The organism is Vibrio sp. 10N.261.54.E10 (assembly GCF_002877735.2).
GTDB classification, from domain to species: domain Bacteria; phylum Pseudomonadota; class Gammaproteobacteria; order Enterobacterales; family Vibrionaceae; genus Vibrio; species Vibrio crassostreae_C.
In genome coordinates, this window is sequence record NZ_MCXE02000003.1 from 392,576 (window position 1) to 417,463 (window position 24,888).

The 24,888-nt window shown below is 46.4% G+C and carries 22 protein-coding genes; 11 read left to right on the forward strand and 11 right to left on the reverse strand.

The features are described 5' to 3' along the window. Positions 1–124 precede the first annotated feature (124 nt). The 5 genes from BCU07_RS20735 (at position 125) to BCU07_RS20755 (ending at position 4,944) form a co-directional block, all read left to right on the forward strand. On the forward strand, positions 125–388 hold the full coding sequence (locus BCU07_RS20735) for a YihD family protein (protein WP_009848104.1): 264 nt from the start codon (positions 125–127) through the stop codon (positions 386–388). A 326-nt stretch (positions 389–714) separates the two neighbouring features. Beyond that, a complete protein-coding gene (ccoG, locus tag BCU07_RS20740; RefSeq protein WP_102429013.1) occupies positions 715–2,133 on the forward strand; it encodes a cytochrome c oxidase accessory protein CcoG in 1,419 nt (472 codons plus the stop codon). Between the two features lie 73 nt (positions 2,134–2,206). Then, positions 2,207–3,193, forward strand: coding sequence for a serine/threonine protein kinase (locus BCU07_RS20745; RefSeq protein ID WP_017058781.1), 987 nt, complete (start codon positions 2,207–2,209; stop codon positions 3,191–3,193). Between the two features lie 55 nt (positions 3,194–3,248). After that, a complete protein-coding gene (locus BCU07_RS20750) occupies positions 3,249–3,848 on the forward strand; it encodes a thiol:disulfide interchange protein DsbA/DsbL (RefSeq protein ID WP_017063015.1) in 600 nt (199 codons plus the stop codon). Positions 3,849–3,987: 139 nt separating this feature from the next. Beyond that, positions 3,988–4,944 carry a DUF2860 domain-containing protein gene (locus BCU07_RS20755; protein WP_065584153.1) on the forward strand — a complete coding sequence of 319 codons (957 nt, stop codon included), beginning with the start codon at positions 3,988–3,990 and terminating at the stop codon, positions 4,942–4,944. Positions 4,945–5,006: 62 nt separating this feature from the next. On the opposite strand, the gene BCU07_RS20760 is transcribed toward BCU07_RS20755, so the two are convergent. After that, positions 5,007–6,530, reverse strand: coding sequence for a YifB family Mg chelatase-like AAA ATPase (locus BCU07_RS20760; RefSeq protein ID WP_017058783.1), 1,524 nt, complete (start codon positions 6,528–6,530; stop codon positions 5,007–5,009). A gap of 472 nt (positions 6,531–7,002) precedes the next feature. Here BCU07_RS20760 and ilvG point away from each other — a divergent pair, with 472 nt between their 5' ends. The 5 genes from ilvG to ilvA are packed head-to-tail and all read left to right on the forward strand — an operon-like array spanning position 7,003 to position 13,339. Then, positions 7,003–8,649, forward strand: coding sequence for an acetolactate synthase 2 catalytic subunit (gene ilvG, locus BCU07_RS20765; RefSeq protein ID WP_017058784.1), 1,647 nt, complete (start codon positions 7,003–7,005; stop codon positions 8,647–8,649). A gap of 1 nt (position 8,650) precedes the next feature. Next, complete coding sequence (gene ilvM / locus BCU07_RS20770; protein WP_017055442.1) at positions 8,651–8,935, forward strand: acetolactate synthase 2 small subunit; 285 nt, start codon at positions 8,651–8,653, stop codon at positions 8,933–8,935. 12 nt (positions 8,936–8,947) lie between these two features. Further along, positions 8,948–9,916, forward strand: coding sequence for a branched-chain amino acid transaminase (locus BCU07_RS20775; protein ID WP_017063017.1), 969 nt, complete (start codon positions 8,948–8,950; stop codon positions 9,914–9,916). Positions 9,917–9,949: 33 nt separating this feature from the next. Further along, positions 9,950–11,791: a dihydroxy-acid dehydratase gene (ilvD, locus tag BCU07_RS20780; RefSeq protein ID WP_065584155.1), complete on the forward strand. Its 1,842-nt coding sequence runs from the start codon at positions 9,950–9,952 to the stop codon at positions 11,789–11,791. Positions 11,792–11,794: 3 nt separating this feature from the next. Next, positions 11,795–13,339, forward strand: a complete 1,545-nt coding sequence (gene ilvA, locus BCU07_RS20785; RefSeq protein ID WP_102429012.1) for a threonine ammonia-lyase, biosynthetic — start codon at positions 11,795–11,797, stop codon at positions 13,337–13,339. Positions 13,340–13,439: 100 nt separating this feature from the next. Here the strand turns inward: ilvA and punR are convergent, their stop codons facing one another. Beyond that, positions 13,440–14,354, reverse strand: coding sequence for a DNA-binding transcriptional activator PunR (gene punR / locus BCU07_RS20790; protein WP_017067697.1), 915 nt, complete (start codon positions 14,352–14,354; stop codon positions 13,440–13,442). 163 nt (positions 14,355–14,517) lie between these two features. On the opposite strand from punR, the gene punC reads away from it, so the two are divergent. After that, entirely contained in the window at positions 14,518–15,729 is a 1,212-nt protein-coding gene (gene punC / locus BCU07_RS20795) for a purine nucleoside transporter PunC (RefSeq protein ID WP_017063021.1), read from the forward strand. A gap of 71 nt (positions 15,730–15,800) precedes the next feature. Here the strand turns inward: punC and BCU07_RS20800 are convergent, their stop codons facing one another. The 9 genes from BCU07_RS20800 to atpE all read right to left on the reverse strand — a co-directional run bounded on the left by BCU07_RS20800 (position 15,801) and on the right by atpE (position 24,874). Beyond that, positions 15,801–17,420: a sensor domain-containing diguanylate cyclase gene (locus BCU07_RS20800; protein ID WP_102429019.1), complete on the reverse strand. Its 1,620-nt coding sequence runs from the start codon at positions 17,418–17,420 to the stop codon at positions 15,801–15,803. Positions 17,421–17,647: 227 nt separating this feature from the next. Further along, the gene (gene glmU, locus BCU07_RS20805; RefSeq protein ID WP_102429011.1) at positions 17,648–19,006 is read right to left on the reverse strand and encodes a bifunctional UDP-N-acetylglucosamine diphosphorylase/glucosamine-1-phosphate N-acetyltransferase GlmU; all 1,359 of its coding nucleotides are present in this window, start codon (positions 19,004–19,006) and stop codon (positions 17,648–17,650) included. A 182-nt stretch (positions 19,007–19,188) separates the two neighbouring features. Continuing rightward, positions 19,189–19,611 (reverse strand): F0F1 ATP synthase subunit epsilon, encoded by a 423-nt coding sequence (locus BCU07_RS20810; protein ID WP_017058791.1) that lies wholly within the window; start codon positions 19,609–19,611, stop codon positions 19,189–19,191. An 18-nt stretch (positions 19,612–19,629) separates the two neighbouring features. Beyond that, a complete protein-coding gene (gene atpD, locus BCU07_RS20815; protein WP_017058792.1) occupies positions 19,630–21,033 on the reverse strand; it encodes a F0F1 ATP synthase subunit beta in 1,404 nt (467 codons plus the stop codon). A 34-nt stretch (positions 21,034–21,067) separates the two neighbouring features. Continuing rightward, positions 21,068–21,934: a F0F1 ATP synthase subunit gamma gene (atpG, locus tag BCU07_RS20820; RefSeq protein WP_017058793.1), complete on the reverse strand. Its 867-nt coding sequence runs from the start codon at positions 21,932–21,934 to the stop codon at positions 21,068–21,070. Between the two features lie 48 nt (positions 21,935–21,982). After that, entirely contained in the window at positions 21,983–23,524 is a 1,542-nt protein-coding gene (gene atpA / locus BCU07_RS20825; protein WP_017063023.1) for a F0F1 ATP synthase subunit alpha, read from the reverse strand. Positions 23,525–23,537: 13 nt separating this feature from the next. After that, on the reverse strand, positions 23,538–24,071 hold the full coding sequence (atpH, locus tag BCU07_RS20830) for a F0F1 ATP synthase subunit delta (protein WP_010433233.1): 534 nt from the start codon (positions 24,069–24,071) through the stop codon (positions 23,538–23,540). Positions 24,072–24,086: 15 nt separating this feature from the next. Further along, positions 24,087–24,557: a F0F1 ATP synthase subunit B gene (gene atpF / locus BCU07_RS20835; RefSeq protein ID WP_010433231.1), complete on the reverse strand. Its 471-nt coding sequence runs from the start codon at positions 24,555–24,557 to the stop codon at positions 24,087–24,089. Between the two features lie 59 nt (positions 24,558–24,616). Next, positions 24,617–24,874 (reverse strand): F0F1 ATP synthase subunit C, encoded by a 258-nt coding sequence (atpE, locus tag BCU07_RS20840; RefSeq protein WP_004411110.1) that lies wholly within the window; start codon positions 24,872–24,874, stop codon positions 24,617–24,619. Between the last annotated feature and the right edge of the window lie 14 nt (positions 24,875–24,888).

Consider the following 24,888-nt stretch of genomic DNA (forward strand, 5'->3'; position numbering starts at 1 on the left):
CGCAGTTTTTACTGCGCTTTTTTCTTGCCCGCTCCCATCTTGAAATGTGTTTACACATTGGTATTCCCTACCCGATTTGATACCTTAGCCACAAATCATTATAAAATTTGTGGAGAAATAAAGTATGAAGTGTCACCGCATTGAAGAACTGCTTGAACTGATGGAGCCTGAGTGGCAGAAAGATCAAGAGCTTAACCTATTAGAGTTCATCATTAAGCTATCAAAAGAAGCGGGCTACCAAGGCAAGCTTGAAGAACTGACTGACGATGTTCTTATCTATCACCTAAAAATGCGCAACAGCGAAAAAGATGAGATGATCCCGGGCCTGAAAAAAGACCAAGAAGATGATTTCAAAACCGCAATTCTAAAAGCACGTGGCCTTCTTTAGTCGCCCGTTAGTTTAGAGCTCAATTGCCGTATAGATAAAACACTCAATTTTAAAAAGCGACCACCAGGTCGCTTTTTTGTTTCTGTTCGCTATTTTTTCGTCACAACTGTTATGACTTTTGTTGTTAAAGGTTGATAGCGTTAAAGAAATGAGAACAAGATTGTCGCTATAATCGCCATCCATAAGAATCTTCTAAAATAATAAGAGTGAGTGCGATAACAACAAATGCACCAAGCTCAATTTCAACAGGTTCTCTAAACCATACTTTCAAGTAATGTCGTCATGCCCGACTTAACCGGGCAAACAAGCCACAAAAAGGATAGTCCATGAGTCAGGATAAAATCGATATCAAAGATGTGACTCCTAAAACCTTTAACCCGAAAACACATAAAGGTAATGGAGATCGATTTAACCCAAGTAACCGAATCTATGTTCGAGAAAGCAAAGGTAAATTCCAACAACTGCGTCGCTATGGCGGTTGGTTCTTACTTTTACTTTTTGCGCTTATCCCATGGATTCCCTTTGGTGAACGTCAAGCGATCTTGCTCGATATCGGCAGCCAACAGTTCAACTTCTTTGGCACCACCTTATACCCGCAAGATCTGACCCTACTCGCGATCCTATTTATGATTGCCGCGTTTGGCCTGTTTTTCATAACCACCTTCTTAGGCCGTGTCTGGTGTGGCTATTTATGCCCACAAACCGTCTGGACCTTCATGTATATCTGGTTCGAAGAGAAGCTAGAAGGCGCTGCCAATAAGCGAAGAAAACAAGACTCGGGCAAACTGACGAACAATTTAATCCTCAGAAAAACCCTCAAACACATTGCGTGGTGGGCGATTGCCATTGCGACGGGCTTAACCTTTGTTGGTTACTTCATCCCAATCAAAGAGTTAGTGGTTGGCTTCTTTACCTTTAACTCGTCTTTCTGGCCGGTGTTTTGGGTACTGTTCTTTGCTGGATGTACTTATGCCAATGCGGGTTGGATGCGTTCAATTGTTTGTCTGCACATGTGTCCTTACGCGCGTTTCCAGTCGGCAATGTTCGATAAAGACACCTTCATCGTTGGTTACAACACAGAACGTGGTGAAAGCCGTGGCCCTCGCTCTCGTAAAGCCGATCCAAAAGAGCTTAGTCTAGGCGACTGTATTGACTGTAATCTGTGTGTACAAGTGTGCCCTACGGGTATCGATATCCGTGACGGCCTGCAATACGAGTGTATTAACTGCGGCGCGTGTATTGATGCCTGTGACAACACGATGGAGCGTATGGGCTATGAGAAAGGCCTGATCAATTACACCACCGAGCACAGACTTGAAGGTCACTCGACCAAGGTAATGCGTCCCAAGCTGTTGGGCTATGGCGCTATCTTGATCGTGATGCTGGGCTTGTTCTTCGCCCAAATCGCGAGCGTTGATCCTGCCGGCCTAAGTGTTCTGCGTGACCGAAACCAACTGTTTAGAGTCAATAACCAAGGGTTGGTTGAAAACACCTACACCTTGAAAGTGATCAACAAGACTCAACAAGAGCAAGAGTACAAACTCGATGTTAGCGGACTGCCCGATTCTATCTGGTATGGTAAACAGACGATTACTGTCGATCCAGGCGAGGTTTTGAACCTACCTATCAGTTTGGGCGCCGACCCAGAAAAACTGAGCTCACCAGTTTCGACAATTCAGTTTATACTCTCGGATAATGAAGAGTTTACGATGGAAGTCGAAAGCCGCTTTATCAAGAAGCTCTGATACCCGCACCGTAGTGCTTGGTATAACAACCCAATAAATGGAAAAAGGCTCAGTAATGAGCCTTTTTTATTCTATGACGATGCAAGCCTTTAACTTTGATAACCTGACTCCTGACTTCATGTGGTACGCACTGGAGAGCATCGGAGTTCGCGCTGAATCCGGGCTTCTCGCTCTCAACAGTTACGAAAACCGTGTCTATCAGTTCACCGATGAAGACCGTAAGCGCTACGTCGTTAAGTTTTACCGTCCACAACGCTGGAACAAGGCACAGATCCAAGAAGAGCATGACTTCGCACTCGAGCTTATCGAACAAGAGATGCCGGTTGCGCCTCCAATGCGAATCAACGGTGCAACCTTACATGAATACCAAGGCTACCTATTTGCACTATTTGAAAGTGTTGGCGGCAGACAGTATGAAGTTGACAATCTAGATCAATTGGAAGGCGTAGGACGCTTTCTTGGTCGTATTCATAAAGCCAGCGCGGGAAGAACATTCCAGCATCGCCCGACCATCAGCTTAGATGAATACCTTTATCAGCCACGTAAGATTCTAGAGAACTCTCAGTTTATCCCGACGCACCTAGAAAATGCCTTCTTCAATGACGTTGACCTTCTGATCAAAGAGCTAGAGAGCCAGTGGCCGAGCAACATTGAGAATATCCGCCTGCACGGTGACTGCCACCCTGGCAATATTTTGTGGCGCGATGGGCCAATGTTCGTCGATCTTGATGACGCACGTAACGGCCCTGCGATACAAGATCTGTGGATGCTGCTCAATGGCGAGCGCCAAGATAAGCTGATGCAACTGGATATTTTGCTAGAGAGTTACCAAGAGTTTTGCGATTTTAATACCGCACAACTGAAACTAATCGAACCACTACGCGGTCTACGTATGGTGCATTACATGGCATGGTTGGCGAAACGATGGCACGATCCTGCGTTTCCTCTGGCCTTCCCGTGGTTTAATGATCCGAAATATTGGGAGCAACAAGTACTTGCTTGTAAAGAGCAAATTGCTACCCTGCAAGAGCCACCACTTTCGTTAATGCCTCAGTGGTAACAGCAATCGCAACATACAACTAGATAAAAATTCAAACATAATGGAGATTGGATAAATGAAAAAGCTATTCGCATTTTTCTCATTGATCATGTTGAGCCTTACCGCTCACGCTGCGAAATTTAACGAAGGTGAACACTACAAAGTTCTCGACCTAGAAGCATCAAAAAAACCAATGGTGACAGAGTTCTTCTCTTTTTACTGCCCACACTGTAATAGCTTTGAGCCAATCATCCAGCAGCTAAAACAACAGCTACCTAAAGACGCTAAGCTACAGAAGAACCATGTTTCATTCATGGGTGGCAACATGGGTCTGCCAATGAGCAAAGCTTACGCGACAATGATTGCACTGAAAGTTGAAGATAAAATGGTGCCAGTGATGTTTAACCGCATCCACACAATGAACAAGCCACCACGTGATGAAGAAGAACTGCGTCAAATCTTCCTAGACGAAGGCGTTGATGCGAAGAAATTCGATGCTGCGTATAACGGCTTTGCTGTAGATTCTATGGTTCGTCGCTTCGACAAAGCATTCAAAGACAGCGGCCTTTCAGGTGTACCCGCTGTTGTGGTTAACAACCGCTACCTAGTAGAAGCTCAAGGTATCAACTCTCTTGATGAGTACTTCGAGCTCGTGAACTTCTTATTAAAGAAGTAAGCCATTGATGAAAGGAAGCTTCGGCTTCCTTTTTTTTGCTAGTTCAAAAATCATTATTGATAAATAATTAACCTGGAAGTTTAAAGCTTTACTGCTATTAATAACCCGTCCTAAGAACCGGTGGGCAAGGAGCCCTTGAATGAAAATAAAAATAACTCTCTTGGCATTGAGCGTTGCGGCTTCTCCCGCTTTTGCCAAGCTTGCAGACCAACAAGGTTTCAGTGGTGAAATCTCTCTCAATACCGGGGTTACCTCTTCCACCTCGAACTTTAATACCGATGCTGATAGCAATCTTTCATCCACAGATCAGAAGGCTTCTTCGGAAAGCTCTTTTCTGGTTGCTCCTTTAGGTAGTGTTGCTTATACCTTTGGTGAAAAGCTAAACCATCAGGTATACACAGGTACCGCGCGAGATGATGTAGCAACAGGTACTGTAGTTCTCGAAGTCGGTTACAAATACCAACTTGAGTCAGGCATGGTGATCGACGCTTCACTGCTGCCAACCATTATGTCTGGTGAAACTTGGGCTGATCCATACAACACCACATCAGCTCGCACCAAGACCGATGAAACTGGCAATGCGTTTCGTTTGAAGCTAAGCAACATTGCGGGCTCAGCTTTCTCGCTAGACATGGCCTATGCGACCAAAGATGTCGACAAGGATGATATTCAAGATCAAGAGCTCAAACGAGATGCCAATACTCTCTACTTGAAAGGTCAATATCGCCTGCCACTTAGTCGTACCATGATGCTTATTCCATCCGTCATCTATCAAACACGTGATGCTGATGGTAAAGCTGAATCTTACGACCAATTCGGTGGTGAGGTAAGCTTGTTTGGTGGCATGGGGCGTCACCAGTACGCACTAACAGCGGGTTACAGCCAACGCTCTTACGATGCGAGCAACCCGATCTACGACAAGAAACGCAGCGACGACAATATCAACCTATTCGCCGCCTATGAGTATGATCAATTCATGGATTGGGAAAACTGGTCGTTTATTTCACTGGCAGGCTACGGCACCAGCGACTCGAACATTACCTTCTACGACGAGTCTCAATATATCGTTTCAGTTGGCTTGAACTACAAGTTCTAACCTTAGCGAGTATGAACTGCAATCCAACGAAAGCCTGCATCTAAGCAGGCTTTTTCTGCTTGCTAGACAGCTTGAGCCGTGAGTTGTTTCAGCAAGCGATCCATCGCGCGATAGCCTAGCGCTTCTGATAGATGTTTCTTTTCGATCTGCTCGTTACCGTCAAGGTCGGCAATGGTTCGTGCCACCTTAATAATTCGATGATAAGCACGAATCGATAAACCCAAGCGATGTAGTGCTGTCTCAAGAAACTCTGCATCTTCGCGTCGCAATGGGCAATACTTCTCAATTTCTCGGCTACCTAACAGTGCATTCGATTTATGGTTGCGAGATAGCATTAACTCTCGCGCCTGCCTAACCCTTTGCTTAACTACTTGAGTGGTTTCACCGCGATCACCGCCTTCGGCCAACATTCCTTTTGGCAACAGAGGTATCTCCAATGACATATCGAACCTATCCAGCAAGGGCCCAGATAAGCGATTGAGGTAACGCAGGATGATCTGTGGGTTGGCGCGCGCCTGGTTACCTTCGTAATAACCCGTTGGACTTGGGTTAAGTGCACCGACCAATTGAAAACGCGCAGGAAAACGAGTCTTGCCCGCAGCACGGGAGATAATGATCTCGCCCGACTCTAGTGGCTCTCGTAATGAATCAAGCACCTTGCGCTCAAACTCCGGCATCTCATCTAAGAACAATAAGCCGTTATGCGCTAAAGAGATCTCTCCGGGGCGAGGCACCGAACCACCACCCACTAATGCCGCCATTGAACTGGAATGGTGAGGAGAGCGAAAAGGTCGTTGCTTCCAGTTGTATTGATTGATTTCTTGTTGCGTTAACGAGGCCACCGACGCGGTTTCCATCGCTTCGTCATCACTCATTTCAGGTAATAGGTCACGCAGTCGAGAAGCGAGCATAGTTTTTCCGGTTCCGGGTGGGCCAAGAAACAATAAGTTATGATTCCCAGCAGCGGCTATCTCTAGAGCTCGCTTGCCTTGTTGTTGGCCGATAATATCTTGTAGGTCGCGAAGCACTGAAACATCAGCCTGATGATGTTCCGTTCTATATAGCCCAAGCTGAGCCTGTCCACACATGTCAGCACAAACCTCCAACAAGGTTTGTGCAGATTTATGCGCTCCCTTGCCCACCAGCGCAGCCTGATCACCGTTATGATGTGGGACAACTAAGCATCGCTCTACACTGTCGGCGGCTAACGTCGCAGGCAAAACGCCCTTTACCGAGCGAAGTTCTCCTGACAATGCCAACTCACCGATAAATTCATGTTGAGCTATTTTTGATGTCGGAAGCTGATCTGACGCCACCAAAATCCCAAGCGCGATGGGCAGGTCAAAACGGCCACCTTCTTTGGGCAAATCGGCTGGGGCGAGATTAACCGTGATTCTTTTCGATGGAAACTCAAAGCGAGAATTGATGATCGCGCTTCTCACTCGATCTTTAGATTCCTTGACCGTTGTTTCAGGTAGACCCACCAGCGTGAAGCCAGGCATTCCGTTGCTTATATGCACCTCAACGGTCACTTCTGGCGCCTCTACACCCACACTAGCTCGGCTATGAATTATCGCGAGTCCCATAACTTTCCTTTGTCTTTGATTTAAAAGTATTCGCTCTGGATATTCGTTGCTCACCAAAGCGATAAGGTTGTTATATAGCTTGGTGGAATGGTATTTTAATGTGAAAAAAGAATGACATTTCCCTTGTCATGCGGCAGATTTGTGTGATAACACTAGAGATGTAGACATTTACTGAAGACAATAAACGAGAAAACTCGAATATTATGATTTTTAACGCTCGCATTTACGCACTGATTAACCTGATTATCGTAGTCATTATTAAGACTGCGCGGGGGCGAGTGGGAAGAAAGTAACCACGAATTAGAAAAAACCCCCGCACTGACAAGTCCGGGGGTTTTTTCTAATTTAAACATTCGATTTTTATATTTTTGAGCATTTTCGGCTTTGCCGATTTACAGGAAGAATGGGAGCACAAGATGTGCAGAGACAAAGGAAACAGTTACCAAAATAAAGGTAATACGGGAGAATTCCGATGAAAGGCGCAGAACTAGTCGTATCCGCACTCAAGCAACAAGGAATTGAGACCGTATTTGGTTACCCCGGTGGTGCCATCATGCCAATCTACGATGCACTCTATGACGGCGGGGTTGAACATATCCTATGTCGCCATGAGCAAGGCGCCGCTATGGCCGCGATCGGCATGGCTAGAGCAACACAAGATGTCGCTGTTTGTATGGCAACCTCGGGACCAGGTGCAACCAACCTAGTCACTGGCCTTGCTGATGCCTTTATGGATTCAATCCCATTGGTTGCTATCACAGGTCAGGTTGCAAGTTCCCACATTGGTACCGATGCATTCCAAGAAATGGATGTGATTGGTATGTCTCTGTCATGTACTAAACACAGCTACCTAGTAACTGATATTGAAGAGCTAGCTCCAACCCTCGCTGAAGCGTTTGTGGTAGCAAAGTCTGGCCGCCCTGGCCCGGTTATCGTCGATATCGCTAAAGACGTTCAACTAGCAGAAGCACCTGTTAACGCTCTTCCTGAATTTACTCCACCCGCAATTCCTGTTGCGACAACTGATGCCATTGAACAGGCACAGTACTTTTTGTCTCAAGCGACCCGTCCTGTTTTATACGTAGGTGGTGGTGTTCAACTTGCTAAAGCAACCGATGCGGTTCGTGAGTTTTTACGCCTAAACCCAATGCCAGCAGTAAGCACACTGAAAGGCTTGGGCACTATCGAACGTGACGACCCACACTACCTTGGCATGCTGGGTATGCACGGCACTAAAGCCGCTAACCTTGTGGTTCAAGAGAGTGACCTGTTGATTGTTGTCGGTGCTCGTTTTGATGACCGAGTAACTGGCAAACTCGATACCTTTGCGCCGCATGCTAAGGTTATCCATATCGATATCGATGCCGCTGAGTTCAGCAAACTGCGTCTTGCCAATGCGCCAATTCGCGGTGACATCAACAAGATCATGCCTCAACTAGAGCTAAGCCAAGACATCTCCTCTTGGGTTCATCACTCTGAAGGTCTTCGTAGCTCATTCAAATGGCGTTACGACCACCCTGGTGATCTGATTTTTGCTCCACTGCTGTTGAAGCAACTGTCAGACATGATGCCAGCAAGCTCTATCGTATCGACTGATGTGGGCCAACACCAAATGTGGGCAGCTCAGCACATTCAGCCTCGCGATCCACAGAACTTCATTACCTCTGCCGGTTTAGGCACCATGGGCTTTGGCTTGCCAGCTGCAATGGGTGCTTCGGTTGGGCGTCCTGATGACCAATCTATTCTAATCTCTGGTGATGGCTCGTTCATGATGAACGTGCAAGAGCTTGGCACACTGAAACGCCGCCAAATCCCAGTGAAGATGGTGCTTCTAAACAACTCTCGCTTGGGTATGGTTCGCCAATGGCAATCGTTGTTCTTCGATGGCCGCCACAGTGAAACCATCCTAGATGACAATCCAGACTTCGTGATGCTAGCGAAAGCGTTCGATATCCCGGGTAAAACCATCACGCGCAAAGAAGAAGTAGAGCCAGCACTGAAAGAGATGCTAGAAAGCAAAACCGCTTACCTACTTCATGTTCTTATTGATGAAGAAGAGAACGTATGGCCACTAGTACCGCCAGGTGCTTCAAACAGTGAGATGTTGGAGAACACATAACATGAAAAGATACCTATTAGACATCAAAGCCGATGATAAGCCTGTACTACTAGAGCGTGTTCTTCGTGTTATCCGCCACCGTGGCTTTATTGTTAAGCAAGTCGCGGGCACTCAAAACCACGAAAGTAAAGTGGCGAGTGTAGAGATCATTGTAGACAGTGACCGTCCAATCTCTTTTTTGGTCAATCAAATCGAAAAGCTGTGGGATGTGCGTACCGTTGACGTTATCTCGATCAGCCGTAATGAACTGCCAAACAACAACTTACAACAAAAGATAAACGCATAAGGAACCGCAAACATGACAGCTAAAACAGCAGACTATATTTGGTTTAACGGTGAGATGGTTCCTTGGGCAGAGGCGAACGTTCACGTCCTGACTCACGCAATGCACTACGGTACTTCTGTGTTTGAAGGTGTTCGTTGTTACAACACACCAAAAGGGCCGGTTATCTTCCGTCACCCTGAACATGCTAAGCGCCTAAAAGACTCAGCAAAAATCTATCGCTTCCCTATTCCTTACACTGAGGAAGAAATTATGGAAGCGACTCGCGAAACGCTACGCCAAAATAAGCTAGAGTCAGCGTACATCCGCCCTCTAGGTTTCGTAGGTAACGTTGGTTTGGGTGTCTGCCCGCCAGAAAATACTGAGATGGAACTGATCATCGCTGCTTTCCCTTGGGGGTCTTACCTAGGCGAAGAAGCACTAGAAAACGGCGTTGATGCAATGATTTCTAGCTGGAACCGTGCCGCTCCAAACACGATCCCAACCGCAGCAAAAGCCGGTGGTAACTACCTATCTTCACTATTAGTTGGTGGCGAAGCTCGCCGTCATGGTTACGATGAAGGCATCGCACTGAGTGTTGATGGTTACCTTTCTGAAGGGGCTGGTGAGAACATCTTTGTGGTACGTAACGGCGTGCTATCCACACCACCAGCGACCAGTGCGATTCTGCCGGGTATCACGCGTGATTCGATCATGACACTAGCAAAAGACATGGGTTATGAGATCCGTGAAGAGAACATTGCTCGTGAAGCGCTATACCTTGCCGATGAAGTATTCATGACAGGCACAGCGGCGGAAATCGTTCCGGTTCGCAGCGTAGACAAAATTACAGTAGGTGAAGGCAAACGCGGTCCTATCACTGAAAAAGTTCAAGCGGCTTACTTTGGTCTATTCAATGGAACCACTGAAGATAAGTGGGGCTGGTTAGACTACGTTTACCCAGCAGACCAAACTTCAGAAAACCAAACGCAAACAACTAAGTAAGCAACAGCCAAATATTTTATAAGGATTTAAGCAATGCCAATCTATCGTTCAGCAACGACTACCCACGGACGCAACATGGCTGGTGCGCGCGCTTTATGGCGTGCAACTGGCGTTAAAGATGATGACTTCGGTAAGCCAATCATCGCAGTTGTAAACTCTTTCACTCAATTCGTACCAGGCCACGTTCACCTTAAAGATATGGGTCAATTGGTAGCAGGTGAAATCGAGAAAGCGGGCGGTATCGCTAAAGAATTCAACACCATCGCAGTTGATGATGGTATCGCAATGGGTCACGGTGGCATGCTGTACTCACTGCCATCACGTGAGCTTATCGCAGACTCAGTAGAGTACATGGTGAATGCTCACTGTGCGGATGCGATGGTATGTATCTCTAACTGTGACAAAATCACTCCGGGAATGATGATGGCTGCAATGCGCCTTAACATCCCAGTGATCTTTGTATCAGGCGGCCCAATGGAAGCAGGTAAAACCAAGCTTTCCGATCAAATCATCAAGTTAGACCTTGTTGATGCAATGATTCAAGGTGCCGATCCAACGATTTCTGATGAGCAAAGTGAGCAAGTAGAACGTTCTGCGTGTCCGACATGTGGTTCTTGTTCAGGTATGTTCACGGCTAACTCAATGAACTGTCTAACTGAAGCGCTAGGCCTATCTCAGCCTGGTAACGGTTCTATGCTAGCAACGCACGCTGACCGTGAAGAGCTATTCATCAATGCTGGTAAGCGTATCGTTGACCTGACTAAGCGTTACTACGAGCAAGATGACGCATCAGCACTGCCTCGTAACATCGCGAACCGCGCAGCCTTTGAAAATGCAATGGCTCTAGATATCGCAATGGGTGGCTCGAGTAACACCGTTCTTCACCTATTGGCAGCAGCTCAAGAAGGTGAAGTCGACTTTGATATGGGTGATATCGACGAGATGTCTCGCCGCGTTCCACACCTATGTAAGGTTGCGCCTTCAACACCTAAATACCACATGGAAGACGTTCACCGCGCTGGTGGTGTTATGGCTATCCTAGGTGAACTAGACCGCGCAGGCCTACTTAACAACCAAACTCGCACTGTACTTGGCCTAAGCATGCAAGAGCAGCTAGCTCAATACGACATCATGCAGACAGAAGACGAAGCGGTACTTAAGTTCTTCCGCGCGGGCCCAGCAGGTATTCGTACCACCAAAGCCTTCTCACAAGATTGCCGTTGGGATCGTCTTGATGACGACCGTAAAGAAGGTTGTATCCGTACTAAAGAGAATGCATTCAGCCAAGAAGGTGGCCTAGCCGTACTTTCAGGCAACATCGCCGTTGACGGTTGTATCGTTAAGACAGCAGGTGTTGATGAAGAGAACCTGAAATTCCAAGGTCCTGCTATCGTATTTGAAAGCCAAGATAGTGCTGTTGATGGCATCTTAGGTGGCAAAGTGAAAGCGGGCGAAGTGGTTGTTATTCGTTACGAAGGTCCTAAAGGTGGTCCGGGCATGCAAGAAATGCTTTACCCAACCACTTACCTAAAATCTATGGGTCTAGGCAAGTCTTGTGCTCTATTAACAGATGGTCGTTTCTCGGGTGGTACATCGGGTCTGTCTATCGGTCACGCTTCTCCAGAAGCAGCAAGTGGCGGTGTGATTGGTCTAGTAAACACTGGCGATATCATCACTATCGACATCCCTAGCCGTTCGATCACACTTGATGTGCCTGAAGCTGAACTAGAAGCGCGTCGTGTTAAGCAAGACGCACTAGGCTGGAAACCAGAAAACCGTCAGCGTGAAGTGTCTTTCGCACTGAAAGCTTACGCAAGCATGGCGACCAGTGCCGACAAAGGCGCCGTGCGTGATAAGTCTAAGCTAGAGGGCTAGTCTATGAGTGATGACACGGTCAGTCCCCAAAAACAAACTGGCGCAGATTATCTGCGTCAGATCCTGAGAGCGCCAGTTTACGAAGCCGCAATCGTGACACCTCTGCAAGAGATGCCTCGCTTAAGTGCTCGCATTGGTAATCAGGTTCAGCTAAAGCGTGAAGACCGTCAGCCGGTCCACTCGTTCAAGCTACGTGGTGCCTACAACATGGTATCAAGCCTTTCAGAGCAACAGAAAGCCGCAGGTGTGATTGCAGCATCGGCAGGTAACCATGCTCAAGGTATGGCGCTGTCCGGTTCTAAGCTTGGTATTCAAACCACGATTGTGATGCCAAAAACCACACCAGACATCAAGGTTGATGCGGTACGTGGCTTTGGCGGTAACGTAGTTCTACACGGCAGCAACTTTGATGAAGCTAAAGCTGAAGCAGAACGCCTTTCCGCTGAACATGGCTACACCTTTGTGCCTCCATTCGATCACCCATTGGTGATCGCCGGACAGGGCACCATGGGTATGGAAATGCTTCAGCAAAATGGTCACATGGATTACATCTTTGTGCCTGTCGGTGGTGGTGGTTTGGCTGCGGGTGTTGCCGTGCTAGTTAAGCAATTGATGCCGGAAATAAAAGTCATCGCGGTTGAACCTGAAGATTCATCTTGCTTGAAAGCAGCACTGGATGCCGGTGAGCCAGTAGTACTGGATCAAGTCAGCATGTTTGCCGATGGCGTTGCGGTTAAGCGCATTGGTGAAGAGACATTCCGTCTGTGTCAGCAGTACATCGATGGTCACATTGCCGTGTCTAGCGATGAGATCTGCTCTGCGGTCAAAGACATCTTTGAAGACACTCGTGCGATTGCCGAGCCTTCTGGTGCGCTTGCTCTGGCTGGTTTAAAGAAGTTTGCAGAGCAGAACCAACTGCAAGGCAAACAACTGGCAACTGTACTTTCTGGTGCTAATACCAACTTCCATGGTCTGCGTTATGTCTCTGAACGTTGTGAACTAGGTGAGAAGCGAGAAGGTCTACTTGCGGTTACGATTCCAGAGCGACAAGGAGCATTCCTAGAGTTCTGTAATATTATTGGTGGTCGAGCGGTAACTGAGTTTAACTACCGCCACAACGACGAAAGCCTAGCGAATATCTTCGTTGGTGTACGCCTACAAGGTGGTCAAGAAGAACTCGAACACATCATCAATGACTTACGTGAGGGCGGCTACCCGGTTGTCGATCTCTCTGATGATGAGATGGCAAAACTGCACATTCGTTACATGATTGGTGGCAAACCATCAAAACCATTGAAAGAGCGCCTATACAGCTTCGAGTTTCCTGAATACCCAGGAGCATTGATTAAGTTCCTTGATACCTTAGGTACCCATTGGAATATCAGCCTGTTCAACTACCGTAACCACGGCGCTGATTACGGCCGTGTATTGTGTGGATTCGAACTGGATGATGATGATTTAGCTCAGTTCTCAACACATCTACGAGAGCTTGGCTATCAGTGTAAAGATGAAACCGATAACCCTTCCTACAAGTTCTTCTTGTCATAAGAGTTAACGACCGAATCAAAAAAGAGCGAGTATTTACTCGCTCTTTTTATTGGTGCTGATTCAGCTCAAGCTTGAAAAGGATCTTCTTGTAAACAGATCATTAGATCGCCTTGCGATGATCCAACCAATCTTGGTGAAGTTGCTCACTCGATCCTAGGTACTTCACCATCCATTCGATCAGTTTATGGTTATCGTCTTTTCGCCATACCAAACAACAATGACTCTGCGGACTCGGTTCAGGCAGTATTTTCTCCACCAGCAGGCCTTGTTCGATAATTGGCGCGGCAATGTGCCTTGGCATATAACCCACTCCTACTCCATTTTTAAGACACTCTATGGCGCTATACCAGTTGGGTAACAACAGGCGTCTTTGACTTGAGTAGTGACCTGTGTGTCGCTTGGGGAGCACACTAGAGGTATCGTCCAAACATATCGCGGGATACTGGCTAACAAATTCTTCGTTGAGGTTTTGCTCTCGCACACACGGGTGACTTGGCGACATTACAAACGCCCAATCTAGGCGTCCCATATCTTTAACCTCAAAGTCGCCGCCGACCGGAATCGCCGAGGTCGCACCAATCACAATATCCGCTCTGCCCTGTGCAATCGCCTCCCAAGAGCCATTAAACACCTCCATGTTGATCTGAAGCTCTGCAAACTCAAAGGTTTGGTAGAACTCTTCAATCATCGGCTTCATTTTGTCGAGCTTAACCACGTTATCGAGCGTTAGGCGCAAGGTTTTCTTCCAGCCACGCGCTGCTCGGCGAGTCTGGGCACTGACCTCTTCCATCTGTCTCAGTAACGCACGTGCCTCTTCAATGAACAATTCACCTGCCGGTGTCAGCTCTACTTTTCTTGGTAAACGTCTGAAAAGTAGAACATCCAGTTCTTGCTCAACCTGCCTAACACCGTAGCTGATCGCCGATGGTACTTTGTGCAATTGTTCTGCCGCCGCAGTAAAACTGCCTAAGCGAGCTACCGTATCGAGCATTTCTAAAGAGGATTTAGAGAACATAAGCCTTCAAATTTTTTGATTGATAACCACATATTTTAGCGTTTTATTTTATCAGGTTCGAAAAATAGAATGTCAGCATAAATAAACAGGGGCTTTCACTTCTGTATATCAAACAATTTTTTTGATGATAAAAACATCACTACCTTTAGCTTAATGGCATCTTATGAATATTTCTAAATTTCAATTGGTCTACCTTGCAGTTCTTTCAATGCTTGGCTTTATTGCGACCGATATGTACCTTCCTGCATTTAAGGCAATGGAAGTTGATTTCGCAACCGGCCCAGAGCAAATTGCTCTGTCTCTAACGGTATTCCTTGGCGGTATGGCAATGGGTCAGCTTCTTTGGGGCCTAGCGAGTGACAAGTATGGTCACCGTAATACGTTGGCGGTTGGTCTTGTTATCTTTACTGCGGCTTCATTCGGCTTAGCATTCAGCACCGAGGTATGGCACCTACTGACACTACGCTTCATTCAAGCGATCGGTGTATGTGCTCCAGCGGTAATCTGGCAAGCAATGGTAATCAAGCGTTACTCACAAAGCAGTAGCCAGCAAATTTTTGCAACCATCATGCCTTTGGTTGCGCTATCTCCTGCACTAGCACCTCAGCTAGGTGTGTTACTGGCGGATAGCTTTGGCTGGCACAGCATCTTCATCACATTAACCTTGATGGGTGCACTGCTAGTGGCGACAACAATGGCTCAACCAAAAGAAGCGCCTGAAGTAAAACAGACATCGATTAAGACAGACATCAAGATGTTGCTTAAATCAAAGCCTTACATGGGCAATGTCTTAATGTTTGCTTCAGCATCTGCAGCGTTCTTCGCTTACCTAACGGGTATGCCAGAGATCATGGCTCAACTAGGTTATGAAGCAAAAGACATCGGTTTGAGCTTTATCCCACAAACAATCGCGTTCATGGCGGGTGGTTACTTCGGTAAGCAAGCAGTGAAGAAATATGGCGATGGCGTTGTACTAAGAAACCTTATCGGTTTGTTCAGCGTAGCAGCGATGCTTATCTTTATTGCATCACAATGGGAATTGACGTCAATCTGGCCTCTACTTGCGCCTTTCTGTTTGATTGCTGTCGCAAACGGCGCACTTTACCCAATCGTAGTAAACCGTGCCCTATCAAGCGCTAAACAGAGCCCTGCAACAGCCGCTGGTCTACAAAACAGCTTGCAAATCAGTATCAGTGGCCTATCAAGTGCATTGGTCGCAGCAATGGCTAGCCAAGCACTAAGCGCGACGGGTATTGCCGTTGTGATCTGTTTGGGTGCATTGTGGGTTGGTTATATTGTTTCGAACAAAGAGCTTTCTGAACACTTCGCGACACCTGACAACTCTCGAGTAGTCGCTGACGAGAAACAAGACTAGTTTCTGGATTAACGAAAACAAAAAAGAGCGAGATTACTCGCTCTTTTTTTATATCTAAATTTTACTTCTACTTATTTTGCAGCAACTTCACCATCGACTACTTCTAACGCTGGCGCTTTATGGCGGCTATATTCATCATAGTTAACCACTCGGCTGCGGCCCATATCTTTCGCCATGTACAAAGCATTATCGGCCATCTTAACCAGAGACTCGGTATCAGACGCTGGCTTAGGATAAGTGGCGACACCTATCGAAACACCCAACTGACCTAATGACAGACCTTTATGCTCAAGGTGCATTGAACGCACCGTATCACATAAGGTTTGACCAAACTCCGTCGCTTCTTGCATTGAATAATGTGGAAGCAGTACCGCTAACTCCTCACCACCGAGTCGGCAAGCAATCTCGTCTTCGCTAACACTCTGTTTGAGCAGTGCGCTGATCTCTTTCAATACGAAGTCACCTGCATCATGACCAAAGTTGTCATTGAAGCGTTTGAAGTGATCCAAATCGAGCATCAATAGCGATAATGGCTGCTCGCTGGTGGGCGAATTCATTGAGTGCTCTTCCAGTTTTTGTTCGAAGAAACGACGGTTGAATAAGCCAGTCAGCGGATCGCTCAATGCTTGAGAACGCAGTTTCTCTTGCAAGCTGAGGTTGGCTAAAGCGAGCCCCAAGTGTTCAGAAACACTAAAAGCCAACTGTTCGATAATCGGATCAATCTTGATATCACCTTGACCAAAATAGAGGTGCATAATGCCAATGGTATTGCCGTGCGCCGTCAGCGGAATACACAAGGTTTGATTGTTGTCCATTTCATGCATGTGACCACAAGTAAGAGAATGAAAATCGTTATTCGATAGATGAGCACGCCCTTTGCGCAGCGACCAGCACTCTTCCGGAGCAAAGCTGACACTGCCTGGCCATGTTTCTCCCCAATCAAGCTGAGTGATCAACTGGTTACGAGATGCACGCATCAAAGAAACACTGCCATTCACCTGACCAAGAATACGCGGCAAGATATCTGAAACGATCTGCTGCGCCTCAACCATGTTGCTGCACGCGGCCAGCATAGTCGCAAGGCGATGCATCAGCTCAATTTCATGGGTTCTTTGGCGAATCCGTTCATCTTGCTTCTTTTGCTCCTCTTCCACTCGCTGAACGATTTGGCGATTGCTCACGTAAGAGGTGCCAATCAAGAAGCTTAAACTCAGCACGACCATGCCCACCAGTATTCCCATTAATTGGAAGTTCATCTGTTTCAATTGATGCATTGGCGAGGAGATCACGACAACGAAATCTTGTCCGTTAACGCTCTCTTTCATTGAATAATAGATTCGGTCGATGGAGGTCACGGTACTAAAACGGACATCACTGCCAATACCTTGTTGAAGCGCTTGTTGGAATTCGGGGCGGTTAGCGTGGTTTTCCACTCTCGCCAATGCATGCTCAGATAAGTCCGTATCCCCTATCACTACCCCATCGGTATTGATCACTTGAATTCGAAGGCGAGTATTGGCTTGGGTTAACCCTCCAATGTAGTGATCAACATCCACGCCAGCCGTAAATAACTCACTGTCTTCACGAATTTCATAGATAACATCGGACATCAAAGAGACAAGATGATCGCGCTCATTCTCCACCACTAACTTTTCCAAGGTGACATAAAAGCCATAGAGACCTATTAACATTGAAAAAGACAAAATAATGATCGGCAATGTTTGCCATTTCTTTTCAACCAATATCACGATGTATTAACCCAACCTTACCGAACCGTAACCTGAATACTAACAAGCCTCCAACAAAATACAATTGGCAAATCTATTATTTCACTGTCAGTAAATTCTGACAAAAAAGCCAGCAACTGACGTTACTGGCTTTGATTGGAATCCAATTTTAAGTGCTGGAGGCGGAAAGGTTACTTCTTAGTCGGACGTTTCCAATCAGCGATCTTGCGCTCTTTAGCTCGGCTGATAACCAGCTCATTTTCCAACACATCACGCGTCACTGTAGAGCCAGCTCCAACGGTAGCACCATTACCAATCGTAACAGGCGCGATTAATTGGCTGTCTGAACCAACGAATACGTCGTCGCCAATGATGGTCTTAAACTTATTCGCACCATCATAATTACAAGTAATTGCACCCGCCCCTACGTTTACACGCTGACCAATTTCAGCATCGCCCAAGTACGTTAGGTGATTCGCTTTAGAACCTTCACCAAGGCGAGTGTTCTTCACTTCAACAAAGTTACCAACGTGCGAATCGTTACGCATGTCTGCACCAGGGCGTAGGCGAGTGAATGGACCAACGGTACAGTCTTCCCCCACCGTTGCCCCTTCAATAACGCTGTATGGACGAACGATGGTGTTGTCGTCAATCTCACAGTCTTTCAGTACACATCCCGTACCAATAACCACATTATCACCAATGCTGACACTGCCTTCAATGATAACGTTAGTATCGATCTCGACATCCATACCGCACTGCAGATCACCGCGTAGATCAAAGCGGCTAGGGTCGCGTAGCATCACGCCTTGCTTCAATAGCTTATCGGCTTGCGTAGCTTGGTAAGCGCGCTCTAGGCGAGCCAGTTGCGAACGATCGTTAACGCCTTCCACTTCAATTGGGCTTACTGGGTGTACCGCTTCAACTGCACGACCTTCGTCGTGAGCCGCAGCGATAACGTCAGTCAGGTAATATTCACCCTGTGCGTTGTCGTTGCTTAGACCTGACAACCAGCGCTTCAGATCGCCACCAGTCGCCACCATAACGCCGGTATTGATCTCTTTGATAAGCTTCTGCTCATCCGTTGCATCTTTCTGTTCAACGATAGCCACAACAGGGCCATTACGACGAATAATACGTCCGTAGCCCATCGGGTTGTCTAACACGACAGTAAGTAGCGCGATGCCACCGTTTGGTTGAGCGTCTAATAGGTTTTCAATGGTTTCAGGTGAGATTAGTGGAACATCACCGTAGAGCACCAATACTTTTTCATCATCAGCGAAATGTGCAGATGCTTGATCCACAGCGTGACCTGTGCCGAGCTGTTCAGCTTGCAGTGCCCAGTTTACAGATTCTTCAGCTAAGGTAGCCTTCATCTGATCACCACCGTGGCCGTAAACCAGGTTGATGTTTTGAGCGCCTAGACCATTACATGTATCGATAACATGTTTCACCATTGGCTTACCCGCAAGTGTGTGCAGAACCTTTGGTGTGTTTGAATACATGCGAGTGCCTTTGCCCGCCGCGAGAATTACCGCGCTAAACTTCATTGTAAACCTATCCAACGTTATTTTTATTAAGCCGATATTGTAACCGTTTTTGGGCAAAAAATTAAATCGCAACAACCATTTAACCGGTAGTGATACGTAAAAGAAGCATTTTTGAGAATCTAAAAATGCAAAAAGGCGACCCTTAGGTCGCCTTTATCTCAGAGTCTGTAATCTTAAAAAGATTAACGACGCTGTTTTGTCAGTTCGATAACTCGTAACTGAGCAATGGCTTTAGCCAGTTCACCGGCCGCTTGTGCGAAGTCTATGTCGCCATGCTGATTTTGGATATTCTCCACAGCCTTGCGCTTAGCTTCTTCCGCCTTTGCTGCGTCTAGCTCTTCACCACGGATAGCTGTATCAGCCAGTACAGTTGCTGTACCAGGCTGAACTTCTACCATACCACCAGAAACATAAATTATTTCTTCGTGGCCGTGCTGCTTAACAATACGCACCATGCCAGGCTTGATAGCGGTCAGCAGTGGACAGTGACCATGGAAAATACCAAGTTCACCCTCACTACCGGTCACCTGAAACGTCTCAACAAGGCCTGAGAAAATTTGTTTCTCTGCACTTACAACGTCTAGGTGAAAGGTTATTGCTGCCATATCGCCTCCTAGTTAGCCTTATAGCTTCTTAGCATTCTCGATAGCTTCGTCAATTGCACCACAGTACATGAACGCTTGCTCTGGAATGTCATCGTATTCACCAGATAGAAGACCTTGGAAGCCACGTAGAGTCTCTTTAAGAGGTACGTAAATGCCTGGGTCACCTGTAAATACTTCCGCTACGTGGTAAGGCTGAGTTAGGAACTTCTCAATCTTACGAGCACGAGATACAACTTGCTTATCTTCTTCAGATAGCTCGTCCATACCTAGGATAGCAATGATATCTTTCAGCTCTTTATAGCGCTGAAGAGTAGACTGAACGCCACGAGCGATGTCGTAGTGCTCTTGTCCAACTACCAATGGATCCAGTTGACGTGAAGTAGAATCTAGCGGGTCGATCGCAGGGTATAGACCCATAGATGCGATGTTACGGTTAAGTACAACCGTTGCATCCAAGTGAGCGAACGTTGTTGCTGGAGACGGGTCAGTCAAGTCATCCGCAGGTACGTATACCGCCTGTACAGACGTGATAGAACCAGCTTTAGTTGACGTGATACGCTCTTGTAGAACACCCATTTCTTCAGCCAGTGTAGGTTGGTAACCTACCGCAGAAGGCATACGACCTAGAAGTGCTGATACTTCAGTACCTGCTAGTGTGTAACGGTAGATGTTATCAACGAACAGTAGAACGTCACGACCTTCGTCACGGAAGCGCTCTGCCATTGTTAGGCCAGTCAGGGCAACACGTAGACGGTTACCTGGTGGCTCGTTCATCTGACCGTAAACCATCGCTACTTTTGATTCTTCAGGTTTTTCGATGTTTACAACACCTGCTTCCTGCATCTCAAAGTAGAAATCGTTACCTTCACGAGTACGCTCACCTACACCTGCAAATACAGATAGGCCTGAGTGTTGAAGTGCGATGTTGTTGATAAGTTCCATCATGTTAACGGTCTTACCTACACCAGCACCACCGAATAGACCGATTTTACCACCCTTAGCGAATGGACAAATCAAGTCGATTACTTTAACACCAGTTTCTAGAAGAGCTGTCTCGTTAGACTGCTCTTCGTAGCTTGGAGCTTCACGGTGAATGGCGTAATGCTCTTCAGCACCAATCTCGCCACACTCATCAATCGCGTCACCTAGGACATTCATGATACGACCCAATGTCTTAGTACCTACTGGTACTGAGATTGGAGCGCCAGTATTTTCAACTGTCAAACCACGACGTAAACCATCAGAGCTACCCATTACGATTGCGCGAACTACGCCACCGCCAAGTTGTTGCTGAACTTCAAGAACTAGACGTTCTTGTACTTCATTAACATTCAGAGCGTCGTATACACGAGGTACTTCACCCTGTGGGAACTCTACGTCGACTACCGCACCGATGATCTGTACGATCTTACCTGTAGCCATCGTTAATCCTCTAACTATTTAGTTTTACCTAAGCTTAAACCGCAGCTGCGCCTGAAACGATCTCAGAAAGTTCTTGTGTAATTGCCGCTTGACGCGCTTTGTTGTACACAAGTTCTAAGTCATCAATAATGTCACCAGCGTTATCTGTTGCTGATTTCATAGCAATCATTCGAGCCGCTTGCTCACAAGCAAGGTTCTCGACCACACCTTGATATACTTGAGATTCGACGTAGCGAACCAGTAGTGCATCTAGTAGTGGTTTTGGCTCAGGCTCATAAATGTAGTCCCAAGCATGATCGCGTTTCATGTCTTCGCTGTCTGATTTAGGCAAAGGAAGTAATTGATCGATCGTTGGTTCTTGTACCATAGTGTTTTCAAACTTGTTGAACACTACGAACAGGCGATCCAATTCGCCTTCATCATATTTCTTCAGCATAACGCTTACAGAGCCAATCAAGTCTTCAAGGCTTGGGCGATCGCCCAGACCAGAAACTTGAGCTGCTACTTTCGCGCCGCTGTTGTTGAAAAATGCTGTCGCTTTTGAACCTACAATTGCAAGTTCAACGTCAGCACCTTTCTCAGACCAATCTTTCATGTCGTTCATGGCTTTTTTGAACAAGTTAATGTTCAAACCACCACAAAGACCACGGTCTGTAGAAACGATGATGTAACCAACACGTTTGGCTTCACGTTCCTCAAGATAAGGATGCTTATACTCGAGGCTACCATTAGCCAAATGACCGATCACTTTACGCATTGTTTCTGCATATGGACGAGTAGCTTCCATTGCGTCTTGAGAACGACGCATTTTTGAAGCTGCTACCATTTCCATTGCTTTCGTAATCTTCTGTGTGCTTTTAACACTACCGATTTTATTACGTATCTCTTTTGCGCCGGCCATCGTTACTCTCCGTTAATGGTATGAGGTGGCCCTAAGACCACCTACCAATTACCAGGTCTGGGTTGCCTTGAAATCGTCAACAAGCTTCTTCAGCTCAGCTTCGATTTCTTTATTGAAAGCACCCGTTGTGTCGATCTGTGTTGCTAGATCGGCATATTGACCACGAGCAAACGACAGTAAAGCAGCTTCAAAGTCTAGAACTTTAGAAAGTTCAACGTCTTGAAGGTATCCACGCTCTGCAGCGAAGATTACTAGAGCTTGGTCAAATACAGACATAGGAGCGTATTGCTTCTGCTTCATCAGTTCTGTAACTTTTTGACCGTGGTCTAGCTGCTTCTTAGTCGCTTCATCAAGATCCGAAGAGAACTGAGCAAATGCTGCAAGTTCACGGTATTGAGCTAGAGCAGTACGGATACCGCCAGATAGCTTCTTGATGATTTTAGTCTGCGCCGAACCACCTACACGAGAAACTGAGATACCAGGGTCAACAGCTGGACGTACGCCCGCGTTGAATAGCTCAGTTTGTAGGAAGATCTGACCATCGGTAATCGAGATTACGTTCGTCGGTACGAATGCAGATACGTCACCAGCTTGCGTTTCGATGATAGGAAGAGCAGTTAAAGAACCCGTCTTGCCTTTCACTTCGCCTTTAGTGAATTCTTCTACGTAGTGTTCGCTTACACGAGCAGCACGCTCTAGTAGACGAGAGTGAAGGTAGAAAACATCACCTGGGAACGCTTCACGACCTGGTGGACGCTTAAGTAGTAGCGAGATTTGACGGTAAGCTACAGCTTGCTTAGATAGGTCATCATAAACAATCAGTGCATCTTCACCGCGATCACGGAAGTATTCGCCCATCGCACAACCAGCATACGGTGCAAGGTATTGCAGCGCTGCAGATTCAGAAGCCGATGCAACAACAACAACAGTGTTTGCTAGTGCGCCGTGCTCTTCTAGTTTGCGAACTACGTTAGCAATAGTCGACGCTTTTTGGCCGATAGCTACGTAGATAGAGAAAATACCAGAATCTTTTTGGTTAATAATCGCATCGATCGCCATTGCTGTTTTACCAGTCTGACGGTCACCGATTACTAGTTCACGTTGACCACGACCGATAGGGATCATTGAGTCAACAGACTTGTAACCAGTTTGAACAGGTTGATCTACCGATTTACGGTCGATTACACCTGGTGCGATAATTTCTACAGGCGAAGTCAATTTAGCTTCGATTGGACCTTTACCATCAATTGGCTCACCTAGCGTGTTTACAACACGACCAAGCATTTCAGGACCTACTGGTACTTCTAGAATACGACCAGTACCTGTAACTTTCATGCCTTCCTGTAGGTCAGCATACGGGCCCATTACAACAGCACCAACCGAATCACGGTTCAAGTTCAGTGCTAGAGCGTAACGGCCACCCGGTAGTTCGATCATTTCACCTTGCATCACGTCCGCTAGGCCGTGGATGCTAAGGATGCCATCGCTTACAGAAACGATAGTACCTTCATTGCGAGCTTCACTAACAACGTCGAAAGATTCAATACGTTGTTTAATTAGATCGCTAATTTCAGTGGAATTAAGTTGCATGCTCCAATCCCCATTAAGACTGCAATGCATCGCTCAGGCGGTCTAAACGACTGCGCGCTGAGTTATCGATGACTAGGTCTCCGGCTCGAATAATAACTCCACTAAGTAGAGTCTCATCTATACTGCAATTCAGCTGAACTTTGCGCGCAAGGCGCAGTTCCAATTTGCTGATAATGCTTGTGCGTTGTTCTTCAGAAAGTTCAACAGCTGAAGTAACTTCAACGTCGATCTCTTTCTCATACTCTTTTTTGAGTATAAAGAACTCTTTACAAACATCAGGAAAAGCCATTAAGCGGCCATTCTCTGCCATCACTTTAATTAAGTTCTGGCCGAATTCATCAAATTGTTCGCCACAAATTACAATGAATACTTCAGCTAATTTTTCAGCAGTCATAGAACCGCTTAATAAATTGTGAACATCATCATTTTGTGCCACTTCGGCAGCAAAAGTAAGCATTTGACCCCATTGGTCTAGCTCACCTTTATCTACCGCAAAGTCAAACGCTGCTTTAGCATAGGGGCGTGCGATTGTAGTCAAATCAGACATATACAGCCCCTTGCTTTAAAGTTTTGCAGTAATGTTGTTAAGAAGATCATCGTGTACATCTTTATCGATTGTACGCTCAAGGATTTTCTCAGCACCAGCTATAGCCAGAGTTGCGACTTGTTTGCGCAGGTCATCACGGGCACGTGTACGCTCTGCTTCAATTTCTGCTTCAGCTTGCGCTAAGATTTTCTGGCGTTCTGCCTGAGCTTCTTCGCGTGCTTCATCAATAATTTGAGCTTTACGTTTGTTTGCCTGATCAATAACCTCAGTTGCAGTGCGCTTTGCTTCTTTCATTTGCTCAGAAGCGTTGGCTTGTGCCAGGTTCAAGTCTTTAGCAGCGCGTTCAGCGGCTACAAGACCGTCAGCAATTTTTTTCTGACGTTCTTCAATTGCTTGCATGATTGGTGGCCATACATATTTCATGCAGAACCAAACAAACAGTGAAAAAGCAATTGCTTGACCTAGCAGAGTTGCGTTCATATTCACAACAGCTACCCCTCGTTAAGAATCAACTACAAAAATTTAATTAACTATTAAAGAGTTAATTAGCCTGCTAGTTGACCAACAAATGGGTTAGCAAACGTGAATAGTAGTGCGATTACGATACCGATCATTGGAACAGCATCCAGTAGACCAGCGATGATGAACATCTTAACTTGTAGCATTGGAGCCATTTCAGGTTGACGCGCAGCGCCTTCTAGGAATTTACCACCAAGAATAGCAAAACCAATTGCAGTACCTACGGCACAAAGACCAACAATAATAGCAACAGCGATTGCTGAAAAACTTAGTACAGTTTCCATTTACGTTCTCCGAT